Source organism: Kitasatospora sp. NPDC048296 (genome assembly GCF_043201815.1).
Lineage (GTDB): Bacteria > Actinomycetota > Actinomycetes > Streptomycetales > Streptomycetaceae > Kitasatospora.
Map to the genome: position 1 here is coordinate 41,372 of NZ_JBICZB010000011.1, position 17,211 is coordinate 58,582.

General features: G+C 71.6%; 14 protein-coding genes and 2 tRNA genes. 11 read left to right on the plus strand and 5 right to left on the minus strand.

Features of this window, described 5'->3' with window-relative positions:
- Positions 1–20: 20 nt before the first annotated feature.
- The 3 genes from ACGF12_RS09705 (at position 21) to ACGF12_RS09715 (ending at position 2,770) form a co-directional block, all read left to right on the plus strand.
- The gene (locus ACGF12_RS09705; RefSeq protein WP_393027681.1) at positions 21–506 is read left to right on the plus strand and encodes a ribose-5-phosphate isomerase; all 486 of its coding nucleotides are present in this window, start codon (positions 21–23) and stop codon (positions 504–506) included.
- Positions 507–839: 333 nt separating this feature from the next.
- The gene (locus ACGF12_RS09710) at positions 840–2,066 is read left to right on the plus strand and encodes a PP2C family protein-serine/threonine phosphatase (protein WP_393027683.1); all 1,227 of its coding nucleotides are present in this window, start codon (positions 840–842) and stop codon (positions 2,064–2,066) included.
- 506 nt (positions 2,067–2,572) lie between these two features.
- On the plus strand, positions 2,573–2,770 hold the full coding sequence (locus ACGF12_RS09715; RefSeq protein ID WP_380613713.1) for a hypothetical protein: 198 nt from the start codon (positions 2,573–2,575) through the stop codon (positions 2,768–2,770).
- A 72-nt stretch (positions 2,771–2,842) separates the two neighbouring features.
- Here ACGF12_RS09715 and ACGF12_RS09720 read toward each other — a convergent pair whose 3' ends face one another.
- Positions 2,843–3,634: a DUF6348 family protein gene (locus ACGF12_RS09720; protein WP_393027685.1), complete on the minus strand. Its 792-nt coding sequence runs from the start codon at positions 3,632–3,634 to the stop codon at positions 2,843–2,845.
- 190 nt (positions 3,635–3,824) lie between these two features.
- On the opposite strand from ACGF12_RS09720, the gene ACGF12_RS09725 reads away from it, so the two are divergent.
- Positions 3,825–4,385, plus strand: coding sequence for a hypothetical protein (locus tag ACGF12_RS09725; RefSeq protein WP_393027687.1), 561 nt, complete (start codon positions 3,825–3,827; stop codon positions 4,383–4,385).
- A 76-nt stretch (positions 4,386–4,461) separates the two neighbouring features.
- On the opposite strand, the gene ACGF12_RS09730 is transcribed toward ACGF12_RS09725, so the two are convergent.
- Positions 4,462–4,532, minus strand: a tRNA-Gly gene (locus ACGF12_RS09730).
- 159 nt (positions 4,533–4,691) lie between these two features.
- Here ACGF12_RS09730 and ACGF12_RS09735 point away from each other — a divergent pair.
- The 5 genes from ACGF12_RS09735 to clpX all read left to right on the plus strand — a co-directional run bounded on the left by ACGF12_RS09735 (position 4,692) and on the right by clpX (position 9,713).
- Positions 4,692–4,765 (plus strand) — tRNA-Pro (locus ACGF12_RS09735).
- A 300-nt stretch (positions 4,766–5,065) separates the two neighbouring features.
- Entirely contained in the window at positions 5,066–6,460 is a 1,395-nt protein-coding gene (tig, locus tag ACGF12_RS09740) for a trigger factor (RefSeq protein WP_393027689.1), read from the plus strand.
- 266 nt (positions 6,461–6,726) lie between these two features.
- A complete protein-coding gene (locus ACGF12_RS09745; RefSeq protein ID WP_380613737.1) occupies positions 6,727–7,344 on the plus strand; it encodes an ATP-dependent Clp protease proteolytic subunit in 618 nt (205 codons plus the stop codon).
- A 56-nt stretch (positions 7,345–7,400) separates the two neighbouring features.
- Positions 7,401–8,063: an ATP-dependent Clp protease proteolytic subunit gene (locus ACGF12_RS09750; RefSeq protein ID WP_393027691.1), complete on the plus strand. Its 663-nt coding sequence runs from the start codon at positions 7,401–7,403 to the stop codon at positions 8,061–8,063.
- A 360-nt stretch (positions 8,064–8,423) separates the two neighbouring features.
- Positions 8,424–9,713 carry an ATP-dependent Clp protease ATP-binding subunit ClpX gene (clpX, locus tag ACGF12_RS09755; RefSeq protein WP_063347569.1) on the plus strand — a complete coding sequence of 430 codons (1,290 nt, stop codon included), beginning with the start codon at positions 8,424–8,426 and terminating at the stop codon, positions 9,711–9,713.
- 71 nt (positions 9,714–9,784) lie between these two features.
- Here clpX and ACGF12_RS09760 read toward each other — a convergent pair whose 3' ends face one another.
- Positions 9,785–10,609: a hypothetical protein gene (locus ACGF12_RS09760; protein WP_393027693.1), complete on the minus strand. Its 825-nt coding sequence runs from the start codon at positions 10,607–10,609 to the stop codon at positions 9,785–9,787.
- 191 nt (positions 10,610–10,800) lie between these two features.
- Here ACGF12_RS09760 and ACGF12_RS09765 point away from each other — a divergent pair, with 191 nt between their 5' ends.
- On the plus strand, positions 10,801–13,437 hold the full coding sequence (locus ACGF12_RS09765) for a valine--tRNA ligase (RefSeq protein WP_393027695.1): 2,637 nt from the start codon (positions 10,801–10,803) through the stop codon (positions 13,435–13,437).
- 299 nt (positions 13,438–13,736) lie between these two features.
- The gene (locus ACGF12_RS09770; protein WP_393027697.1) at positions 13,737–14,261 is read left to right on the plus strand and encodes a hypothetical protein; all 525 of its coding nucleotides are present in this window, start codon (positions 13,737–13,739) and stop codon (positions 14,259–14,261) included.
- A gap of 168 nt (positions 14,262–14,429) precedes the next feature.
- Here the strand turns inward: ACGF12_RS09770 and wecB are convergent, their stop codons facing one another.
- Positions 14,430–15,581: a non-hydrolyzing UDP-N-acetylglucosamine 2-epimerase gene (wecB, locus tag ACGF12_RS09775; protein ID WP_393027806.1), complete on the minus strand. Its 1,152-nt coding sequence runs from the start codon at positions 15,579–15,581 to the stop codon at positions 14,430–14,432.
- A 71-nt stretch (positions 15,582–15,652) separates the two neighbouring features.
- Positions 15,653–17,086, minus strand: a complete 1,434-nt coding sequence (locus ACGF12_RS09780) for a glycosyltransferase (protein WP_393027699.1) — start codon at positions 17,084–17,086, stop codon at positions 15,653–15,655.
- Positions 17,087–17,211 lie beyond the last annotated feature (125 nt).

A 17,211-nucleotide genomic window follows, 5' to 3' on the forward strand; every position in this document is an offset into this window, starting at 1 on the left:
GCGCATGCCACACTCATGGCATGCGCGTGTACCTGGGCTCCGACCATGCCGGATACGAACTGAAGAACCACCTGGTGGAGTGGCTGAAGGAGGCCGGCCACGAGCCGGTCGACTGCGGGCCGCACATCTACGACGCCGAGGACGACTACCCGCCGTTCTGCCTGCGCGCCGCCGAGCGCACCGCCGCCGACGCGGAGGCCCTGGGCATCGTGATCGGCGGCTCGGGCAACGGCGAGGCGATCGCCGCCAACAAGGTCAAGGGCGTCCGTGCGGCGCTGGCCTGGAGCGTGCAGACCGCCGAGCTCGGCCGTCAGCACAACAACGCCAACGTGATCTCCATCGGCGGCCGCATGCACACGCAGGATGAGGCCACCAAGTTCGTCGAGGTCTTCCTCAACACCCCCTACAGCGGCGAGCCGCGGCACACCCGCCGGATCGAGATGCTGAGCGAGTACGAGACCACCGGCGAACTCCCGCCGATCCCGGCCCACCACCCGCAGGGCTGATCCCGCCACCCACCCGCCCACGACGGCCGGCCGCACCCCCGGGTGCGACCGGCCGCCGCCGTTTCCGCCCGGGGGCGCGGCGAAGATCGGCGGGACCCGCCCCGCCCCCCGGACCTGTGGGATCGGCCACAGGCCCCGGCGCACGCACCCCCCCGCACGCGGGGCGCGCACGCCACCCGCAGGCTCCGTACGCCCAATCGGCGCACGCCTCCTGACGGCGCGCCCGGCACCGCTCCGATCGGCCGAAACCCGCTGAGCCCCCCGCGTGTCGACAACGCCGCCCGCCCCCGGGCCGTCGACGCCGGGCCGTACCCGTGGATAGGGTCGGGCCCCATGGCTGGCAGACCGCCGGGCGCACCGCCCCAGACGACTGCGACGAAGCCCGGCGCCGCCCCGGCGTCCGAGCCCGTGACGGCCCGGCTGCGCAAGAGGCTCCGCCGGGTCCGCCGAAGGCTGCGCACGGCCGGTGTCGACTACTTCCGCGGCGGCGCCGCCGACTGGCCGGTGCTCTGCGCGCTGGCCCTGCTCGTCCCGCTGATGATCCTGCTCAACATCTGGATCCCGGACTGGGCCCCGCCCACCGCCCTGGTCCTGCCGATCCTGGCGGGCGCGCTGCTGCTGCGCCCCGGCAGCCTGGTGGTGCTCTACGCGCTGGCGGCCCTCGGGCTGTCCGCCGAGTCCGTGATCCACACCGGCCAGCGGGTCGCCAGCGAGAACCCGGAGGCCTACGTCTACGGAGTGACCCCGGGCGCCGCCCTGGTGGTCGGTGCCGCCGGAGTGGGCGGCCTGCTGCTGGCCCAGTTCCGGGCCCGGGTCGGCGTTCCCTGGTGGGGCGGCTCCACCATGCTGTTCGACCTGCGCGAGCGGCTGCGGGTGCAGAGCCGGGTGCCCCGGCTGCCGGACGGCTGGCACGCCGACATGGCGCTGCGCCCGGCCGGCGGGCAGTCCTTCTCCGGGGACTTCGTGGTGGCCGCCCGCACCGGCCCCGGACAGCGGCTGCTGGAGGTGGTCCTCGCGGACGTCTCCGGCAAGGGCATGGACGCCGGCTCCCGGGCGCTGCTGCTCTCCGGCGCCTTCGGCGGCCTGGTCGGCTCGCTGCCCGCGCACGACTTCCTGCCCGCAGCCAACGGCTACCTGCTGCGCCAGTCCTGGGAGGAGGGCTTCGCCACCGCCGTCCACCTGGTGCTGGACCTGGACACCGGCGAGTACGAACTGCTCTCGGCCGGGCACCTGCCGGGCATGCAGCGACTGGCCGGCGCCGGGCGCTGGGAGGTCAAGCAGGCCGAGGGCCCGCTGCTCGGGATCTACGACGGCGCCAAGTTCGAGGGCGTGCGCGGCCGGCTGAACCGCGGCGACGTGCTGATGCTGTGCACCGACGGCATGGTGGAGGCGCCGGGCCGGGACCTCGCCGAGGGCATGGACCGGCTGATGGGGGAGGCGGACCGGCTGGTCCCCGGCGGCGGCCCGGGCAGCGGCGCGGGGGCCGCGGCCGCGCTGATCGAGACGGTGGCGCGGGACATCAACGACGACCGCGCGGTCCTGCTGCTCTGGCGCGACTGAGCTGTTATTCGCCCGCTCGCCTCCGGGGCGGAGGCCGTGCCCGGTGACACATGCCACCGGCAGCGTCGCTGTCAAGCCTGGCAGCTGATCTTCGGCCATATCGGGCGCCCCGTCGGCTGACCGGATCAGCGGCTTCCGCTCCCCGTCTCCGCGCGTTCCCGGCCGCTCAGCACGCCCCGCCGACGATTCGTCAGGACGGCTCCGATATCGTCCCGGTCGGCGGAAACTCGTCTCGCATCGCAGGATGTCGGCGTTGGGCTGACTGTCAGACCTTTACGCAATCGGCACGGTCGACCACACTGAGTCCGGGCGGGACTGTTCAGGATTCGGGGGATGGGGGGCGACACGTGCGGCACGACAGGCAGCGCTCCAGCGTGGGCTCCCTCACCGGCACTGCGCCGGACGGTCCGCGATTCCGCCTCGGGACCGTCGGACAGGCCGGGGTCCGGCTTCACAGGTGCCGCCGGGCGGCGGCACCACGCTATGAAACGAGGAAGTGAGTCCGGGTGGCACTCTCCGTCTCCGCGCTGGTCCTGTTCGCGATCCTGTGCATCATCTTCATCCGGAACAAGCAGATGAAGATCGCCCATGGCATCGTCGCCGCCCTGTTCGGCTTCATGCTGCACGAGACGACCATGGCGGGCTCGATCAACTCCCTGCTGTCCAACCTGGCGCACAGCATCTCCAGCATCACCGGCGGCTGACCCGGCCCGGGCCGCCGGACCTCTCGCACCGTGCCGGCCCCGAGCCGAAGGGGGCGAGCGGGCGCGTCACGGTCACCGGCCGGCCCGTCGGGCCTCCCGCCAGCGGGCGAACAGACCCCGGGGGCGCATCGCCGCCGGGGCCGGGACGCGTACGGGTACGGGTGCCGCGGCACCCGCCGGCGCGGCCGTGACCGGTGCTGCCCGCTCCGCTGTCAACAGCACGAACAGCCGCGCCCAGCAGAGCCGTTCGCCCCGCGGCCAGTCCAGCGCGCGCAGCGCCGCGGAGGCCGCCTCCGACGCCTCGCCGCCCACCCGGACCTCGGCGACGTCGTCGCCCGCCTTCCCGCCCAGGAAGAGCTTCACCCCCACCGGGCCCGGCCCGGCCAGCTCCGTCCGCAGCGCCGGCGCCAGCGCCGGCAGGACCCGGTGCTCGGCGAGCCACGCCGCCAGGTGCTCGTTGCCGAAGCCGAACACCGCCGCCGGCCCCTGCACCGCGTGCCAGCCCGGGAGTTCGGGCAGATCGGCGTGGTCGGCGTGCACCCCGCGGCCCTCGGCCAGCTCGACCAGTACCGAGGCGGTGGTGGTCGCCCACATCTTCACCGCGTTCGCGAGCTTCTCCTCCTCGGTCTTGCCGAGGCCCGCCGCGCAGTCCCACACCACCGGCGCGTCCGCCCGGCCCAGCTGCAGCACGAAGCCGAGGTCCACGTGCCCGGCGCCGTCGTCCCCGGGGTGCTCGCGCACCGCCACCGCGGTGGTGCCCGGGCCGCGCACCACCTCGCCGTCCGGATGGAACTCCTGACCCAGTCGCGCCATCTCCCGGACCACGCAGCGCTGTATGACGGCCAGTCGCTCCTGCGGACGCACCGGGACTCCTCCACCTAGGGAGCGCGCCGGCTGCGGCCGCGCTCGAACTGAGCTCGAACGCCGCCGAGGCTATCGGCCCGACCGCCAACCGGGAAACCGTTCGCGCAGGCCCGGCCTCCGGTCGCGGAAATGTTCTGAATGCCCCACTTTGGGGAGCGGAACCTGAAGGCCGCCCGCCTGGAGAGCCCGCATGCCCCGCACCGACCTGACGTCCCTTCCGCCGCTCCCGGTGCCCCTGCCGGGGCTGCCGACGGGCCCGGACGGCCCCGGCCTGGTCGCCGAGATCGAGGCCTACCTCGCCTCGCTCCCCGCCCCCGCGCGTACCCCGGCGCCGTACGTCTGCCGGTACGGCAGCACCCTGCGCCCCTGGAGCGCCGGCCACCCGGCGCCCCGGGCCACCCTGCTCGACCGGGCGCTGCGCCGCCCCGCCCGGCCCGTTCCGGTCAGCGCCGCCGACCACCTGCGGCTCGCCTCCCGCTTCATCGGCGCCCACGGTTGGCTGCAGGGCGCGATGTGGGACCACTCCGGCCGGGTCTGCCTGCTCGGCGCCCAGGCCGCCGTCCTGGCTTACGGCTACGGCACCCCGGCGACCGTGCGCACCGCCCGGGCCCAGCTGATGGAGGTGCTGCACACCACCGGGCACCCGGCGCGCTCCCCGGACGAGTACAACGACCGCCCCACCACCCGGGAGGGTGACGTTCACCTGCTGCTCGACCGGGCCGCCGCCCGGGCCGCCCGGCTCGGGCTCTGATCCCGCCGGGAACCCCGGACACGCCGAAAACGTCGACGGCCCCGGTGCGCTGGGCGCACCGGGGCCGGACCGGAAGAGCGGGCGACGAGAATCGAACTCGCGTGACTAGTTTGGAAGACTAGGGCTCTACCATTGAGCTACGCCCGCGCGACCCCCCGAGCCGTCTCCGGTCGGAAGTTCGGGAGACAGCGTACCTGGTCCGGCCGCTCCCGTGCACACCGTATTCGTCACGAACCCGCTTGCGCCCCGCCCCGAAATAGTCGGCGAGCCGTGCAGGCCCGGCGTGTACGCTTCCTCTCGGCACCACGGGGTGTGGCGCAGTTTGGTAGCGCGTCCGCTTTGGGAGCGGAAGGCCGTCGGTTCGAATCCGGTCACCCCGACAGTGAGTGCGGCAGGGTCTCGCCCATCGGGGCGGGGCCCTGTTCTGTCGGGGCGGTACGGTGGCGTCTGGCGTCCGCCTTTGGTGGTACCGGTAGGATGGTGCGCTGGCGGTAGTCCCTGTGGCGTCCACCCAGGTCAACCGCACGAGGGCGAGGAGTCAAGCTCACCGTCCACCCACACGGGAGATGCAGCTCCAACCGCCCATCGCCCGTCTCGTCCGACCCACCCGTACCGGCTCCGGCCGGGCGTGCGGGGGCGGGCGGAGACAACCTGACCGCAAGCCCATAGGAGACCTAACCGTGAAGAGCGCCGTCGAGACTCTGAACCCGACCCGGGTTCGACTCACCGTCGAGGTGCCCTTCGAGGAGCTCAAGCCCAGCCTCGACGCGGCGTACAAGAAGATCAACCAGCAGGTCACGGTTCCGGGCTTCCGTAAGGGCAAGATCCCGGCTCGCGTCATCGACCAGCGTTTCGGCCGTGGCGCCGTGCTGGAGGAGGCCGTCAACGACGCCCTGCCGCGCTTCTACACGCAGGCCGTCGACGAGGGCAAGATCGAGGTCCTCGGCCAGCCCGACATCACCAACATCGAGGGTGTCGAGAAGATCGCCGACGGTGGCGACCTGAAGTTCACCGCCGAGGTGGACATCCGCCCGGAGATCACCCTGCCGGAGTTCTCCTCCATCGAGGTGACCGTCGACCCGATCGCCGTCTCCGACGAGGACATCGAGAAGTCGCTCGAGCAGCTGCGCGAGCGCTTCTCCTCGGTCAAGGACGTCGAGCGCGCCGCCGCTGCCGGCGACATCGTGGTCGTGGACCTGATCGCCAAGGTCGACGGCGAGGTGCCGGAGGACGGCACCGCCACCGGTGTCAGCTACGAGATCGGCTCGGGCCGCCTCATCGACGGCATCGACGAGGCCGTCGTCGGCCTGTCCGCCGGCGAGGAGAAGACCTTCGAGACCGAGCTCAAGGGCGGCACCCAGGCCGGCAAGACCTCCGAGGTCACCGTCACCGTCACGGCCGTCCAGGAGAAGGAGCTGCCGGAGCTGGACGACGAGTTCGCCCAGCTGGCCAGCGAGTTCGACACCCTGGAGGACCTGCGCGCCGACTCCCGCAAGCGCCTGGAGCGCATGAAGGAGTACGACCAGGCCACCCAGGCCCAGGAGAAGGTGCTGGACGCGCTGCTCGCGCTGGTTGAGATCGAGTACCCCGAGAAGCTCCTCAAGGACGAGGTCGAGACCCGCAAGCACAACGTCGAGCACCACCAGCTGGAGCCGATGGGTCTGAACATCGACACCTACCTGGAGACCCAGGGCAAGACCCGCGAGGAGTGGGACGCGGAGATCGAGGAGCAGGCGAAGAAGGGCATCAAGACCCAGTTCGTCCTGGACCAGATCGTCGCCAACGAGGAGCTGGGTGTTAACCAGGAGGAGCTGACCGAGCACCTCATCCGCCGCGCCGCCGGCTCGGGCCTCACCCCGGACCAGTTCGCGCAGCAGGTCGTCCAGGGCGGCCAGGTTCCGCTGCTGGTCGGCGAGGTCGCCCGCGGCAAGGCGCTGGCCACCGTGGTCGAGGCCGCCAAGGTCGTCGACACCGAGGGCAACGAGATCAACTTCGACGACGAGGACGAGACGGGCGAGACCGTCGAGGCCGTCGAGGCCGTCGAGGCCGCCGCCGAGGAGAACACCGAGGCCTGAGCCCCGGTAGCCCCCTGAGGCAGCCCAGCGGGCCCGGACGCCGTACGGTGTCCGGGCCCGCTGTCGTCCCGTCCGCGCCGCCGCGACCCTGCGCTCACAGCGAACAGTTCTGCGTGAGGGATTCTGCGGCCCGGCCTGCGCGTTAGGGTCCTTGGACAGCAACAATCACGACGTGATACCCGGAAGCTGTGCGACATCGTGACGGCCGTCGAGCGACCGTCCAAATCGACTGAGCAGGTGGCTAAGTGACGTTCCCGCAGATGCAGATGCCTGGCCCGATGGCGCCGCACGCCGCCGCTGGTGACGTGCTCGGCGGCCTCGGCGACCAGGTCTACAACCGGCTGCTGGGCGAGCGGATCATCTTCCTCGGCCAGCAGGTCGACGACGACATCGCCAACAAGATCACCGCCCAGCTGCTGCTGCTGGCCGCGGACCCGGACAAGGACATCTTCCTCTACATCAACTCCCCGGGTGGCTCGATCTCGGCCGGCATGGCGATCTACGACACCATGCAGTACATCAAGAACGACGTCGTCACCATCGCGATGGGCATGGCCGCCTCGATGGGCCAGTTCCTGCTGACCGCCGGCGCCAAGGGCAAGCGCTTCTCGCTGCCGAACGCCAACATCCTGATGCACCAGCCCTCCGCGGGCCTCGGCGGCTCCGCCACCGACATCCGCATCCAGGCCGAGCAGCTGCTCCGCACCAAGAAGCGGATGTCCGAGCTGATCGCCTTCCACAGCGGCCAGTCCTTCGAGCAGATCACCAGGGACTCCGACCGCGACCGCTGGTTCACGCCGGAGGAGGCCCTGGAGTACGGCCTGATCGACGCGATCATGCACAGCGCCGCGGACGTCCCCGGCGGCGGCGGCACGGGCGCCTGAGCCTCGGCCCGGCCCACGAGACCACAGCCCCAACGCCTCGGAGGACAAGAACCCCCATGAACATCCCCAGCCTGTCGGCCGCCAAGGCCCGCGTCGAGGACATGCGCGCCGAGGGCCGCTACATCGTCCCGCGCTTCGTCGAGCGGACCACGCAGGGCATCCGCGAGTACGACCCGTACGCCAAGCTGTTCGAGGAGCGCATCATCTTCCTCGGCTCGCAGGTGGACGACGTCTCGGCGAACGACATCATGGCGCAGCTGCTGTGCCTGGAGTCGATGGACCCGGACCGCGAGATCCAGATGTACATCAACTCGCCCGGTGGCTCGTTCACGGCCCTGACGGCCATCTACGACACGATGCAGTACGTGAAGCCGGACATCACCACGGTCTGCATGGGCCAGGCGGCCTCCGCCGCGGCCGTGCTGCTCGCCGCCGGCACCCCCGGCAAGCGGATGGCGCTGCCGAACGCCCGCATCCTGATCCACCAGCCGTACACCGAGACCGGCCGCGGCCAGGTGTCCGACCTGGAGATCCAGGCCAAGGAGATCTTCCGGATGCGCGAGCAGCTGGAGCAGATGCTCTCCAAGCACTCCAACAAGTCGGTCGAGCAGGTGCGCGAGGACATCGAGCGCGACAAGATCCTCACCGCCGAGGAGGCCGCCGAGTACGGCCTGGTGGACCAGATCATCTCCACCCGCAAGACCTCGCTGACCTCCTGAGGCCGGCACCGTCGGGGCGGGACGCGCACCCGGTCGCGCGTCCCGGGCCGCCCCTGTTCGGGGGCGGTCACCCAAACATCCACCACCCCGGGCCCCCCCCCCCCCGCGGGGGGGGGGCCCCGGGGGGGGGGGCCCCCCCCCCCCGGGCCCCCCCCCCCCCCCGACCCGTCGGCGGGCTCTGGCACGGCATCTGTTCGGTATCAATTCGCCCAGGGCGTAGGGCAGACCCGGCGAAGAGGACGGAATCACCGGCCCGGCAGAGTACCGTCGGACAGCGAGACCGAGCGCCGTCGGCGCGGACGGTCCACAGCACCAGGCCCCGGAACCCCTGCGGGGCCCCTGGCGAAGGGGAAGCACCTCGTGGCACGCATCGGAGACGGTGGCGACCTGCTCAAGTGCTCGTTCTGCGGCAAGTCGCAGAAGCAGGTGAAGAAGCTGATCGCCGGCCCAGGCGTGTACATCTGCGACGAGTGCATCGACCTGTGCAACGAGATCATCGAGGAGGAACTCGCCGAGACCTCCGAGGTCCGCTTCGAGGAACTGCCGAAGCCGCGCGAGATCTACGAGTTCCTGGACCAGTACGTGGTCGGGCAGGACCTCGCCAAGAAGGCGCTGTCGGTGGCCGTCTACAACCACTACAAGCGGGTCCAGGCCGGTGAGGCCGGGCGCAGCGGCGGCAACGGCCGCGAGGACGCCATCGAGCTGGCCAAGTCGAACATCCTGCTGCTGGGCCCCACCGGCTCCGGCAAGACCCTGCTGGCGCAGACCCTGGCCCGCATGCTGAACGTGCCCTTCGCGATCGCGGACGCCACCGCGCTGACCGAGGCCGGCTACGTCGGCGAGGACGTCGAGAACATCCTGCTCAAGCTGATCCAGGCGGCCGACTACGACGTCAAGAAGGCCGAGACCGGGATCATCTACATCGACGAGATCGACAAGGTCGCCCGCAAGAGCGAGAACCCGTCGATCACCCGCGACGTCTCCGGCGAGGGCGTGCAGCAGGCGCTGCTGAAGATCCTGGAGGGCACCACCGCCTCGGTGCCGCCGCAGGGCGGGCGCAAGCACCCGCACCAGGAGTTCATCCAGATCGACACCACCAACGTGCTGTTCATCGTCGGCGGCGCGTTCGCCGGCCTGGAGCGGATCATCGAGGGCCGCGCGGGTGCCAAGGGCATCGGCTTCGGTGCCAACATCCGCTCCAAGCGCGAGTCGGACGCCAGCGACCACTTCCGCCAGGTGATGCCCGAGGACCTGGTGAAGTTCGGCATGATCCCCGAGTTCATCGGCCGTCTGCCGGTGATCACCAGCGTGCACAACCTCGACCGCGAGGCGCTGCTGCAGATCCTCACCGAGCCGAAGAACGCGCTGGTCAAGCAGTACCGCAAGCTCTTCGAACTGGACGGCGTGGAGCTGGAGTTCTCCCGGGACGCGCTGGAGGCGATCGCCGACCAGGCGATCCTGCGCGGCACCGGCGCGCGCGGTCTGCGGGCCATCATGGAGGAGGTGCTGATGTCCGTGATGTACGAGGTCCCCTCGCGCCAGGACGTCGCCCGCGTGGTGGTCACCGGGGACGTGGTCTCCAAGCACGCCATCCCCACCCTCGTCCCGCGCGACATGATCAAGCGCGAGCGCCGCGAGAAGAGCGCCTGACCCGACGGCAGTCATGCGAAGGGGCCCCGCACCGGATCCGGTGCGGGGCCCCTTCGCATGACGTGCGCGCGTTACTTGGCGACCTTCATGGCGTCGCGGATCGCCCGGGTCTTCTCCGCGGCCTGGTCCGGGGTGATGCCCTGGTTGGTGTCACCGCCGGTGCTGCCCAGGCTGAGGTGGGTGAAGGTGACCCGGCCGAAGGTGGACTTGTCCGCCCACACGCAGATCGTCGGCCCGGGCTTGCCGGCGATGACGCTGGCCACGCCGCAGCTGAGCTTGCCCGCGGAGGCGTGGCTGTCCTGCGCGGGGTAGTCGGTCATCGGCGTGGTCCAGGTCAGCCCGCCGCTGTCCTTCTTCGAGTCGGCGATGATCTGGTCCGGGTCGTTGAGGTCCCCGTAGATGCCGATGATCGACAGCGAGTCCATGTTCTTGATGTCGGCGCCCTTGCTGTAGCTGGCGCCCAGCTCGTGCAGGTCCTTGCCGACCTTCGCCGCCTGGGGGTTGTTCGTGTCGGCGGGCTGGTCCTTCGCCGCCTTCTGGACGTAGCCGTCCAGCAGCGTCACCGGGGCGGTGAGCTTGTACTGGCCGCCCGCGTCGCTGCCGCCGAGGAACTTCCAGGCCGCGAAACCGCCGCCGCCCAGCACCAGGGCGCCGATCACCAGGCCGATCACCAGACCGCCCCTGCCCTTCTGTGGCTGCGTCGGGTAGCCCGGGTGCCCGTAGGGCGCCTGCGGCGGCACGCCGTACGGCTGCTGCGGGGCGCCGTAGGGCTGCTGCTGCGGCGGGTACCCGTACTGGGGCTGCGGGGCGCCGTAGGGCTGCTGGGGCGGCGGGCCGCCATAAGGCTGACCGCCGTAAGGCTGACCCTGCGGATACTGCTGTCCCTGGCCGTACATCTGTCCTCGTGCTCCCCCGCCGCACCCGCGGCCGATCGTGGTGTTGGGTAGTTCCGTGCACGCCCGGACACCCGGACAAGTGCCCGGGCACGCTACCGCACAGTTCCCGTTACGGGAGTGTTCGGGCGGGGCGAGTCCACGGACCGAAAGCGGTTCGTGACCAGCGCCCGGGGTTACGTAAACTGTGCGTCGTGACCGACACGACGAACCAGCGCCCCGTGAGCACCACCGGGGACGATGCGGCAACCCTCCCGACGACCTACACCCCCGCGGACGTAGAGGGCGAGCTGTACGAGCGCTGGGTAGAGCGTGGTTACTTCACCGCGGACGCGAAGAGCGACAAGCCCGCGTACACGATCGTCATCCCCCCGCCGAACGTCACCGGTGTCCTGCACCTGGGTCACGCCTTCCAGCACACGCTGATGGACGCGCTGACCCGCCGCAAGCGCATGCAGGGCTTCGAGACGCTCTGGCTGCCCGGCATGGACCACGCCGGCATCGCCACCCAGAACAAGGTCGAGCAGCAGCTCGCCGAGTCCGGGCTCTCCCGCCACGACCTGGGCCGTGAGGCCTTCGTCGAGAAGGTCTGGGACTGGAAGAAGAGCTACGGCGGCCGCATCCTCGGCCAGATGCGCCGCCTCGGCGACGGCGTCGACTGGTCGCGCGAGCGCTTCACCATGGACGAGGGCCTGTCCCAGGCCGTCCAGACCATCTTCAAGCGCCTGTTCGACGACGGCCTGATCTACCGTGCCGAGCGCATCATCAACTGGTGCCCGCGCTGCCTCACCGCTCTGTCCGACATCGAGGTGGAGCACGAGGAGGTGCCCGGCGAGCTGGTCTCGATCCGCTACGGCGAGGGCGAGGACTCCATCATCGTCGCCACCACCCGGGCCGAGACGATGCTGGGCGACACGGCGGTGGCCGTCCACCCCGAGGACGAGCGGTACAAGCACCTGGTCGGCCGGACCATCAAGCTGCCGCTGACCGACCGTGAGATCCCGGTCGTCGCGGACGAGCACGTGGACCCGGAGTTCGGCACCGGCGCCGTCAAGGTGACGCCCGCGCACGACCCGAACGACTTCGCCATCGGCCAGCGCCACAACCTGCCGAACCTGACCGTGATGGACGACCACGGTGTGATCACCGTGCACGGCCCCTTCCTCGGCATGGACCGGCTGGAGGCCCGCTCGGCCGTCGTCGGCGCGCTGCGCGAGCAGGGCCGGATCGTCGCCGAGAAGCGCCCCTACATGCACGCCGTCGGCCACTGCTCGCGCTGCCACACCGTGGTCGAGCCGCGGCTGTCGCTGCAGTGGTGGGTCAAGGTCGGGCCGCTGGCCAAGGCCGCCGGCGACGCCGTCCGCGACGGCAAGGTGGAGATCCACCCGAAGGAGCTGGAGCGCCGCTACTTCGACTGGGTCGACAACATGTACGACTGGTGCATCTCGCGCCAGCTCTGGTGGGGCCACCGGATCCCGGTCTGGTACGGCCCCGAGGGCGAGGTCGTCTGCGTCGGACCGGACGAGCAGCCGCCGACCGGCGAGGGCTGGCACCAGGACCCGGACGTCCTGGACACCTGGTTCTCCTCCGGCCTGTGGCCGTTCTCCACGCTCGGCTGGCCGGAGCGCACCCCGGACCTCGAGAAGTTCTACCCGACCGACGTCCTGGTGACCGGCCACGACATCATCTTCTTCTGGGTCGCCCGGATGATGATGTTCGGCCTGTACGCGATGGACGGCGAGGCGCCGTTCAAGACCGTCGCCCTGACCGGTCTGGTGCGCGACGAGTTCGGCAAGAAGATGTCGAAGTCCTCCGGCACCGCGGTGGACCCGCTGGACTGGATGGACGCCTACGGCGCCGACGCCGTCCGCTTCACCTTGGCCCGCGGCGCCAACCCGGGCGCCGACGTGCCGATCGGCGAGGACTGGGTCAAGGGCTCGCGCAACTTCTGCAACAAGATCTGGAACGCGACCCGCTTCGCGCTGATGAACGGCGCCACCGTCGAGGGCCCGCTGCCCGCGCCGGAGGAGCTGACCGCGGTCGACCGCTGGATCCTGTCCCGGCTGAACGCCACCGTCGCCCAGGTGGACGCGCTGTACGACGACTACGAGTTCGCCAAGGTCTCGGACGCGCTGTACCACTTCGCCTGGGACGAGGTCTTCGACTGGTACGTCGAGCTCTCCAAGACCACCCTGGCCAACGGCGGCGCCCAGGCCGACGCCTCGCGCCGGGTCCTGGGCGAGGTCCTGGACGTCACCCTGCGGCTGCTGCACCCGGTCGTCCCGTTCGTCACCGAGACCCTGTGGACCACGCTCACCGGCGCCGAGTCGCTGGTCGTCTCCGAGTGGCCGGCGGACAGCGGCTTCCGCGACACCGCGGCCGAGGCCGAGATCGCCACGCTGCAGCAGGTGGTCACCGAGGTCCGCCGGTTCCGCACGGACCAGGGCCTCCAGGACCGCCAGCGCGTCCCCGCCGCGCTGGAGCTGGCCGGCACCGCGCTGGCCGCCCACGAGGACGCGATCCGCTCGCTGCTGCGGCTGACCGTGCCCGAGGAGGGCTTCGCGGCCACCGCCTCGCTGCCGGTGGCCGGTGCCACCGTCTCGCTGGACCTCTCCGGCACCATCGACGTCGCGGCGGAGCGCAAGCGCCTCGCCAAGGACCTCGCGGCCGCCGAGAAGGAGAAGGCCCAGACCGCCGCCAAGCTCGGCAACGAGGCCTTCCTGGCCAAGGCGCCGGACGAGGTGGTCGCCAAGATCCGGGGCCGCCAGGAGGCCGCCGAGGCCGACATCGCCCGGATCACCGCCCAGCTCGCGGCGCTGCCGCAGGGCTGAGCCTGATCGCCCTTCGAGGGGCCGCACTCCGCGACACGCGGGGTGCGGCCCCTCGGGCGTTTTCCGGGCGCGCTTCTCGGGACACGGTTTTCGCTACGCCTAATAGAGCAGAGACATTGCTCCCTTCCGGCGAATATTCATCCTGGACCGGGTGAGGTCCTATTCCGAGCGAATTGATTCCGGTCTTGCCCGCGCGCGTTCGCGGAAGTTTGCAGGTCGGATGTGTACGGTGTGCACGGAGTTTCCGAAGGGCGTTTCTGCTGAGCGTTCCTGGTGAACGACGGACGGGAGGGCATGGCGTGGTGGTGACCGAGGAGTCGGCCGAGGAGCTGCCTGCCGCGGCGGTCGAGGAGGCCAAGGCCAGGGCGGCGACGCTGCTGCTCGCCTTCCGGCACGGGAACCAGCTCGCGTTCGACCACGAACTGGACCTGCTGTTCGAGGAGAACGTCGAGCGGGAGGTGACCACGCTGCTCACCTGGATCGCCGCCGAGGCCGTCCGCAAGGCGTACGCCCCCGAGGTCGGCGACCGGGTGCTGAGGTCGATGGCCCGGCGGGCCCCCGAGGACACCGCTGCCGTCCAGGTGGACGAGGAGACCGCGACCGCCGCCCAGCTGATCGAGGCGGTCGCGGCCGGCGAGGTGGCCGAGGTCCGCGGACTGGTCGCCGCGACGGCGGACACCACTTTCCTGCTCGGCGGCCTGCTGCAGGGCGTCGCGATGATGCTGCCGCTGCTGCCCGAGGGCGAACTGGCCGAGATCACCGCCGAGTTGCGCCGTCGCCACGGCGGAGCCCCGCACGTCCCGGAGGCTCGGGCCGGGGTCTGATCCCCCGACGGGCCCGGGCCCTGCGCCCCGAGCCGAAGGGCGTGCTGACGGGGCCGGCAGCCGGATTCCCCACCCTGGCGGCCCAGTTGGTCGACCGGCTCAAGTCCGGTACGGCAAAGGCGACTTGACTCGCAGGGTGGAGCAGGCCGGTCCGGTCGCCAAGAGGCCCTACGCGGCCAGTGGCAGTGCCAGGGCCTCGCCGCGCCCGGCCGACCCGGTGGCCAGCTCGGCGGTCAGCGCGGCGATCCGGGCCGAGGCGAGGCCGTCGCCGTACGGGCTCGGGGTGGCGGCCAGCCGGGCCAGCCGCTCGGGCGTGTCGGACAGCCAGGCACGGGCCAGCTCGCCCAGCTCCTTGCCGGGCTGCACCAGCGCGGCGAAGCCGGCCGCCATCGCCTCCGGGCGTTCGGTGGAGCGGCGCACCACCAGCAGCGGACGGCCGAGCACGGTGCACTCCTCCTGCACGCCGCCGGAGTCGGAGACCAGCAGCGCGGCGCGGCTCGCCAGGCCCAGGAAGTCGCCGTAGCCGACCGGTCCGGTGACGGCGAGGTGCTCCAGCAGGCCGTCCAGTTCGAAGCGTTCGACGGCGGCCCGGGTCCGCGGGTGCATCGGGAACAGCACCGGGATGCCGGCCCGGGCGATCCGGTCCAGCTCGGCGAGCACGGCGCCGAGCGCCTCGGCGGTGTCGGTGTTCTCCGGGCGGTGCACGGTGGCCAGCACGTACGCGTCCGGGCGCAGCCCGTGGGCGGCGAGCAGCGCGGCGCGGGCGGCCTCGTCCGGCAGCTGCCGTCGGACCACCTCGACCACGGTGTTGCCGGTGAGCTCGATCCGGTCCCGGTCGAGCGACTCGGCGCGCAGGTTGGCGACGTTGTCCTCGGTGGCGGCGCAGAGCAGGTCGGAGACGTGGTCGACCATCACCCGGTTGTGCTCCTCGGGCATCGCCCGGTCGTAGCTGCGCAGCCCGGCCTCCACGTGCACCAGCGGGATCTCGCGCGCGTTGGCAGCCAGCGCCCCGGCGAGGGTGGCGTTGGTGTCGCCCTGGACGACCACGGCGGCGGGGCGGTCCTCGGCGAAGGCGGCGTCCAGCTGGCCGAGGGACTGGGCGATCTGGCCGGCCCGGGGGCGGCCGCCGACGCCGGTGAGCAGCTCGGGCCGGGGCAGGTCGAGGTCGCGCAGGAAGCGGCCGGACATCGCCTCGTCCCAGTGCTGGCCGGTGTGCACCAGCCGGGTGGCGTCGCCGAGTTCGTGGATCAGCGGGGCGAGCTTGACCAGCTCGGGGCGGGTGCCGAGGACGACGGCGACGCTGGACGGGGGCAGGCACATGCGCATGGGGAGGACTCCGGTGACCGGCGGGGGCGGAAGGCGTGGGGGGAGGAGGCGCGGGGGCGGGGGCGTCAGGATTCGAGCGCCGTGGGGGCGCCGACGGCGACCTTCTCGGCGTTGCGCCGGGTCTTGGCCCAGCCGTTGCGGCCGAGCAGCAGCCGTACGGCGGCACGCAGGGCGACGACGAAGAGGTGGTAGGCGTAGAGCCAGACCAGGACGCCCCAGAGCAGCCCGGTGAGCCGGCTGCGGTCGGTGTGGACGTGCTTGCGGTAGGCGAGGCCCCAGAACACCATCGGCAGGGTGGCGAGCGCGAAGGCGAGCAGCATCCACGGGCCGAACCGGAGCTGGAACTCGGCGGTCTCGGCGGGGAAGAGCACCAGCCCGGCGGCGGTGATCCCGAGCGAGAGCGGGAAGAGCAGCACCAGCAGCACGCAGACCACGGGCTGCAGGAAGGTGTACATCACCTCGGCCTTGCCGTACCGGGTGTAGTGCGGGGAGCGCAGCACCCGGCCGGTGTAGCGCAGGCACTGCATGTTGCCCTGGGCCCAGCGGGTGCGCTGGGTGAGGAAGCGGCGCAGCGAGACCAGGGCCTCCTGGGAGACCTGGGCCTCGGTGACGTGGGTGAGCCGCCAGCCGGCCAGGCGCAGGTCGAGGCCGGACTCGTAGTCCTCCAGCAGGGCGCGCTCGGGCCAGGGGCGGCCGGCCCGGCCCTCCTCGGCGGTGAGCGAGTCGAGGGCGGTCAGCCGGACGAACTGGCCGTTGCCGCCGAGGCCGACGCTGCCGGTGCGGCGGCGCAGCAGCTGCATGCCGGCGTTGTTGGCCTGGAACTCGACGTCCTGCATCCGGACCAGGGCGCGGGCGAAGGCGTTGGCGGTGCGGCCGCGGCCGGGCAGCGGGCGCTCGTCGTCGGCGTTGCGCATCCGCACGCCGATCTGGACGGCGCCGGTGTCGGGGCGGCCGAGCGCCTTGGGGTTGCAGACCTGGCCGAGGGTGCCCGGGTCGAGCCGGCCGTCGGCGTCGACCACGCCGATCACCACCCGGGAGCGGTCGGTGGACTCGGGCAGCCAGGCGGAGATCTCGCGGTAGGCGGCGTTGAGGGCGGCGCCCTTGCCGATCCGGGCGTGCGGGCGGCGGCGCTGGACGAGGTGGATGCGCGGGTCGCGGGCCGCGGAGGCGAGCACGAGCTCGCGGGTGGCGTCCTCGCTGTCGTCGTCGATCACCCACAGGTGGGCGTCGGGCGCGCCGGCCCGCAGGCCCTCCAGGGTCTGGGTGACCACGGCCTCCTCGTCGCGGCACGGGATGACCAGGTGCCACTGGAAGGCGGACGGGTCGCCGGGCTCGGCGGGCTTGTTGTGCTTGAAGGCGTGGCGGGAGCCGGCCCAGTACACGAGGAAGCGTCCGAAGACGAAGGCCATGTAGCAGACGAGTGCCAGGGAGATCAGTCCGGCGACCCGGACGATCTCCTCCTGACGGAGCACGATCCAGTCGTGCAGGGCGTCGGGCATGGCGCGGTACTCCTCATGATTAAAGGCTGTCAGCTCCTGTGAGTTGCGAATCGATGCTTCATTGCCGTTCAAACTCGCTAAAGCAATAGTAAAGGGGGTGAACTGGGGGCGCAGGGCAAAGCCGG

Excerpts from the sequence above, each read along its gene's own strand:
- ACGF12_RS09705 (WP_393027681.1), top strand. The coding sequence starts at position 21 with ATGCGCGTGTACCTGGGCTCCGACCATGCCGGATACGAACTGAAGAAC.
- ACGF12_RS09710 (WP_393027683.1), top strand. The coding sequence starts at position 840 with ATGGCTGGCAGACCGCCGGGCGCACCGCCCCAGACGACTGCGACGAAG.
- ACGF12_RS09725 (WP_393027687.1), top strand. The coding sequence starts at position 3,825 with ATGCCCCGCACCGACCTGACGTCCCTTCCGCCGCTCCCGGTGCCCCTG.
- ACGF12_RS09745 (WP_380613737.1), top strand. The coding sequence starts at position 6,727 with ATGCCTGGCCCGATGGCGCCGCACGCCGCCGCTGGTGACGTGCTCGGC.
- ACGF12_RS09750 (WP_393027691.1), top strand. The coding sequence starts at position 7,401 with ATGAACATCCCCAGCCTGTCGGCCGCCAAGGCCCGCGTCGAGGACATG.
- ACGF12_RS09760 (WP_393027693.1), bottom strand. The coding sequence starts at position 10,609 with ATGTACGGCCAGGGACAGCAGTATCCGCAGGGTCAGCCTTACGGCGGT.
- wecB (WP_393027806.1), bottom strand. The coding sequence starts at position 15,581 with ATGTGCCTGCCCCCGTCCAGCGTCGCCGTCGTCCTCGGCACCCGCCCC.
- ACGF12_RS09780 (WP_393027699.1), bottom strand. The coding sequence starts at position 17,086 with ATGCCCGACGCCCTGCACGACTGGATCGTGCTCCGTCAGGAGGAGATC.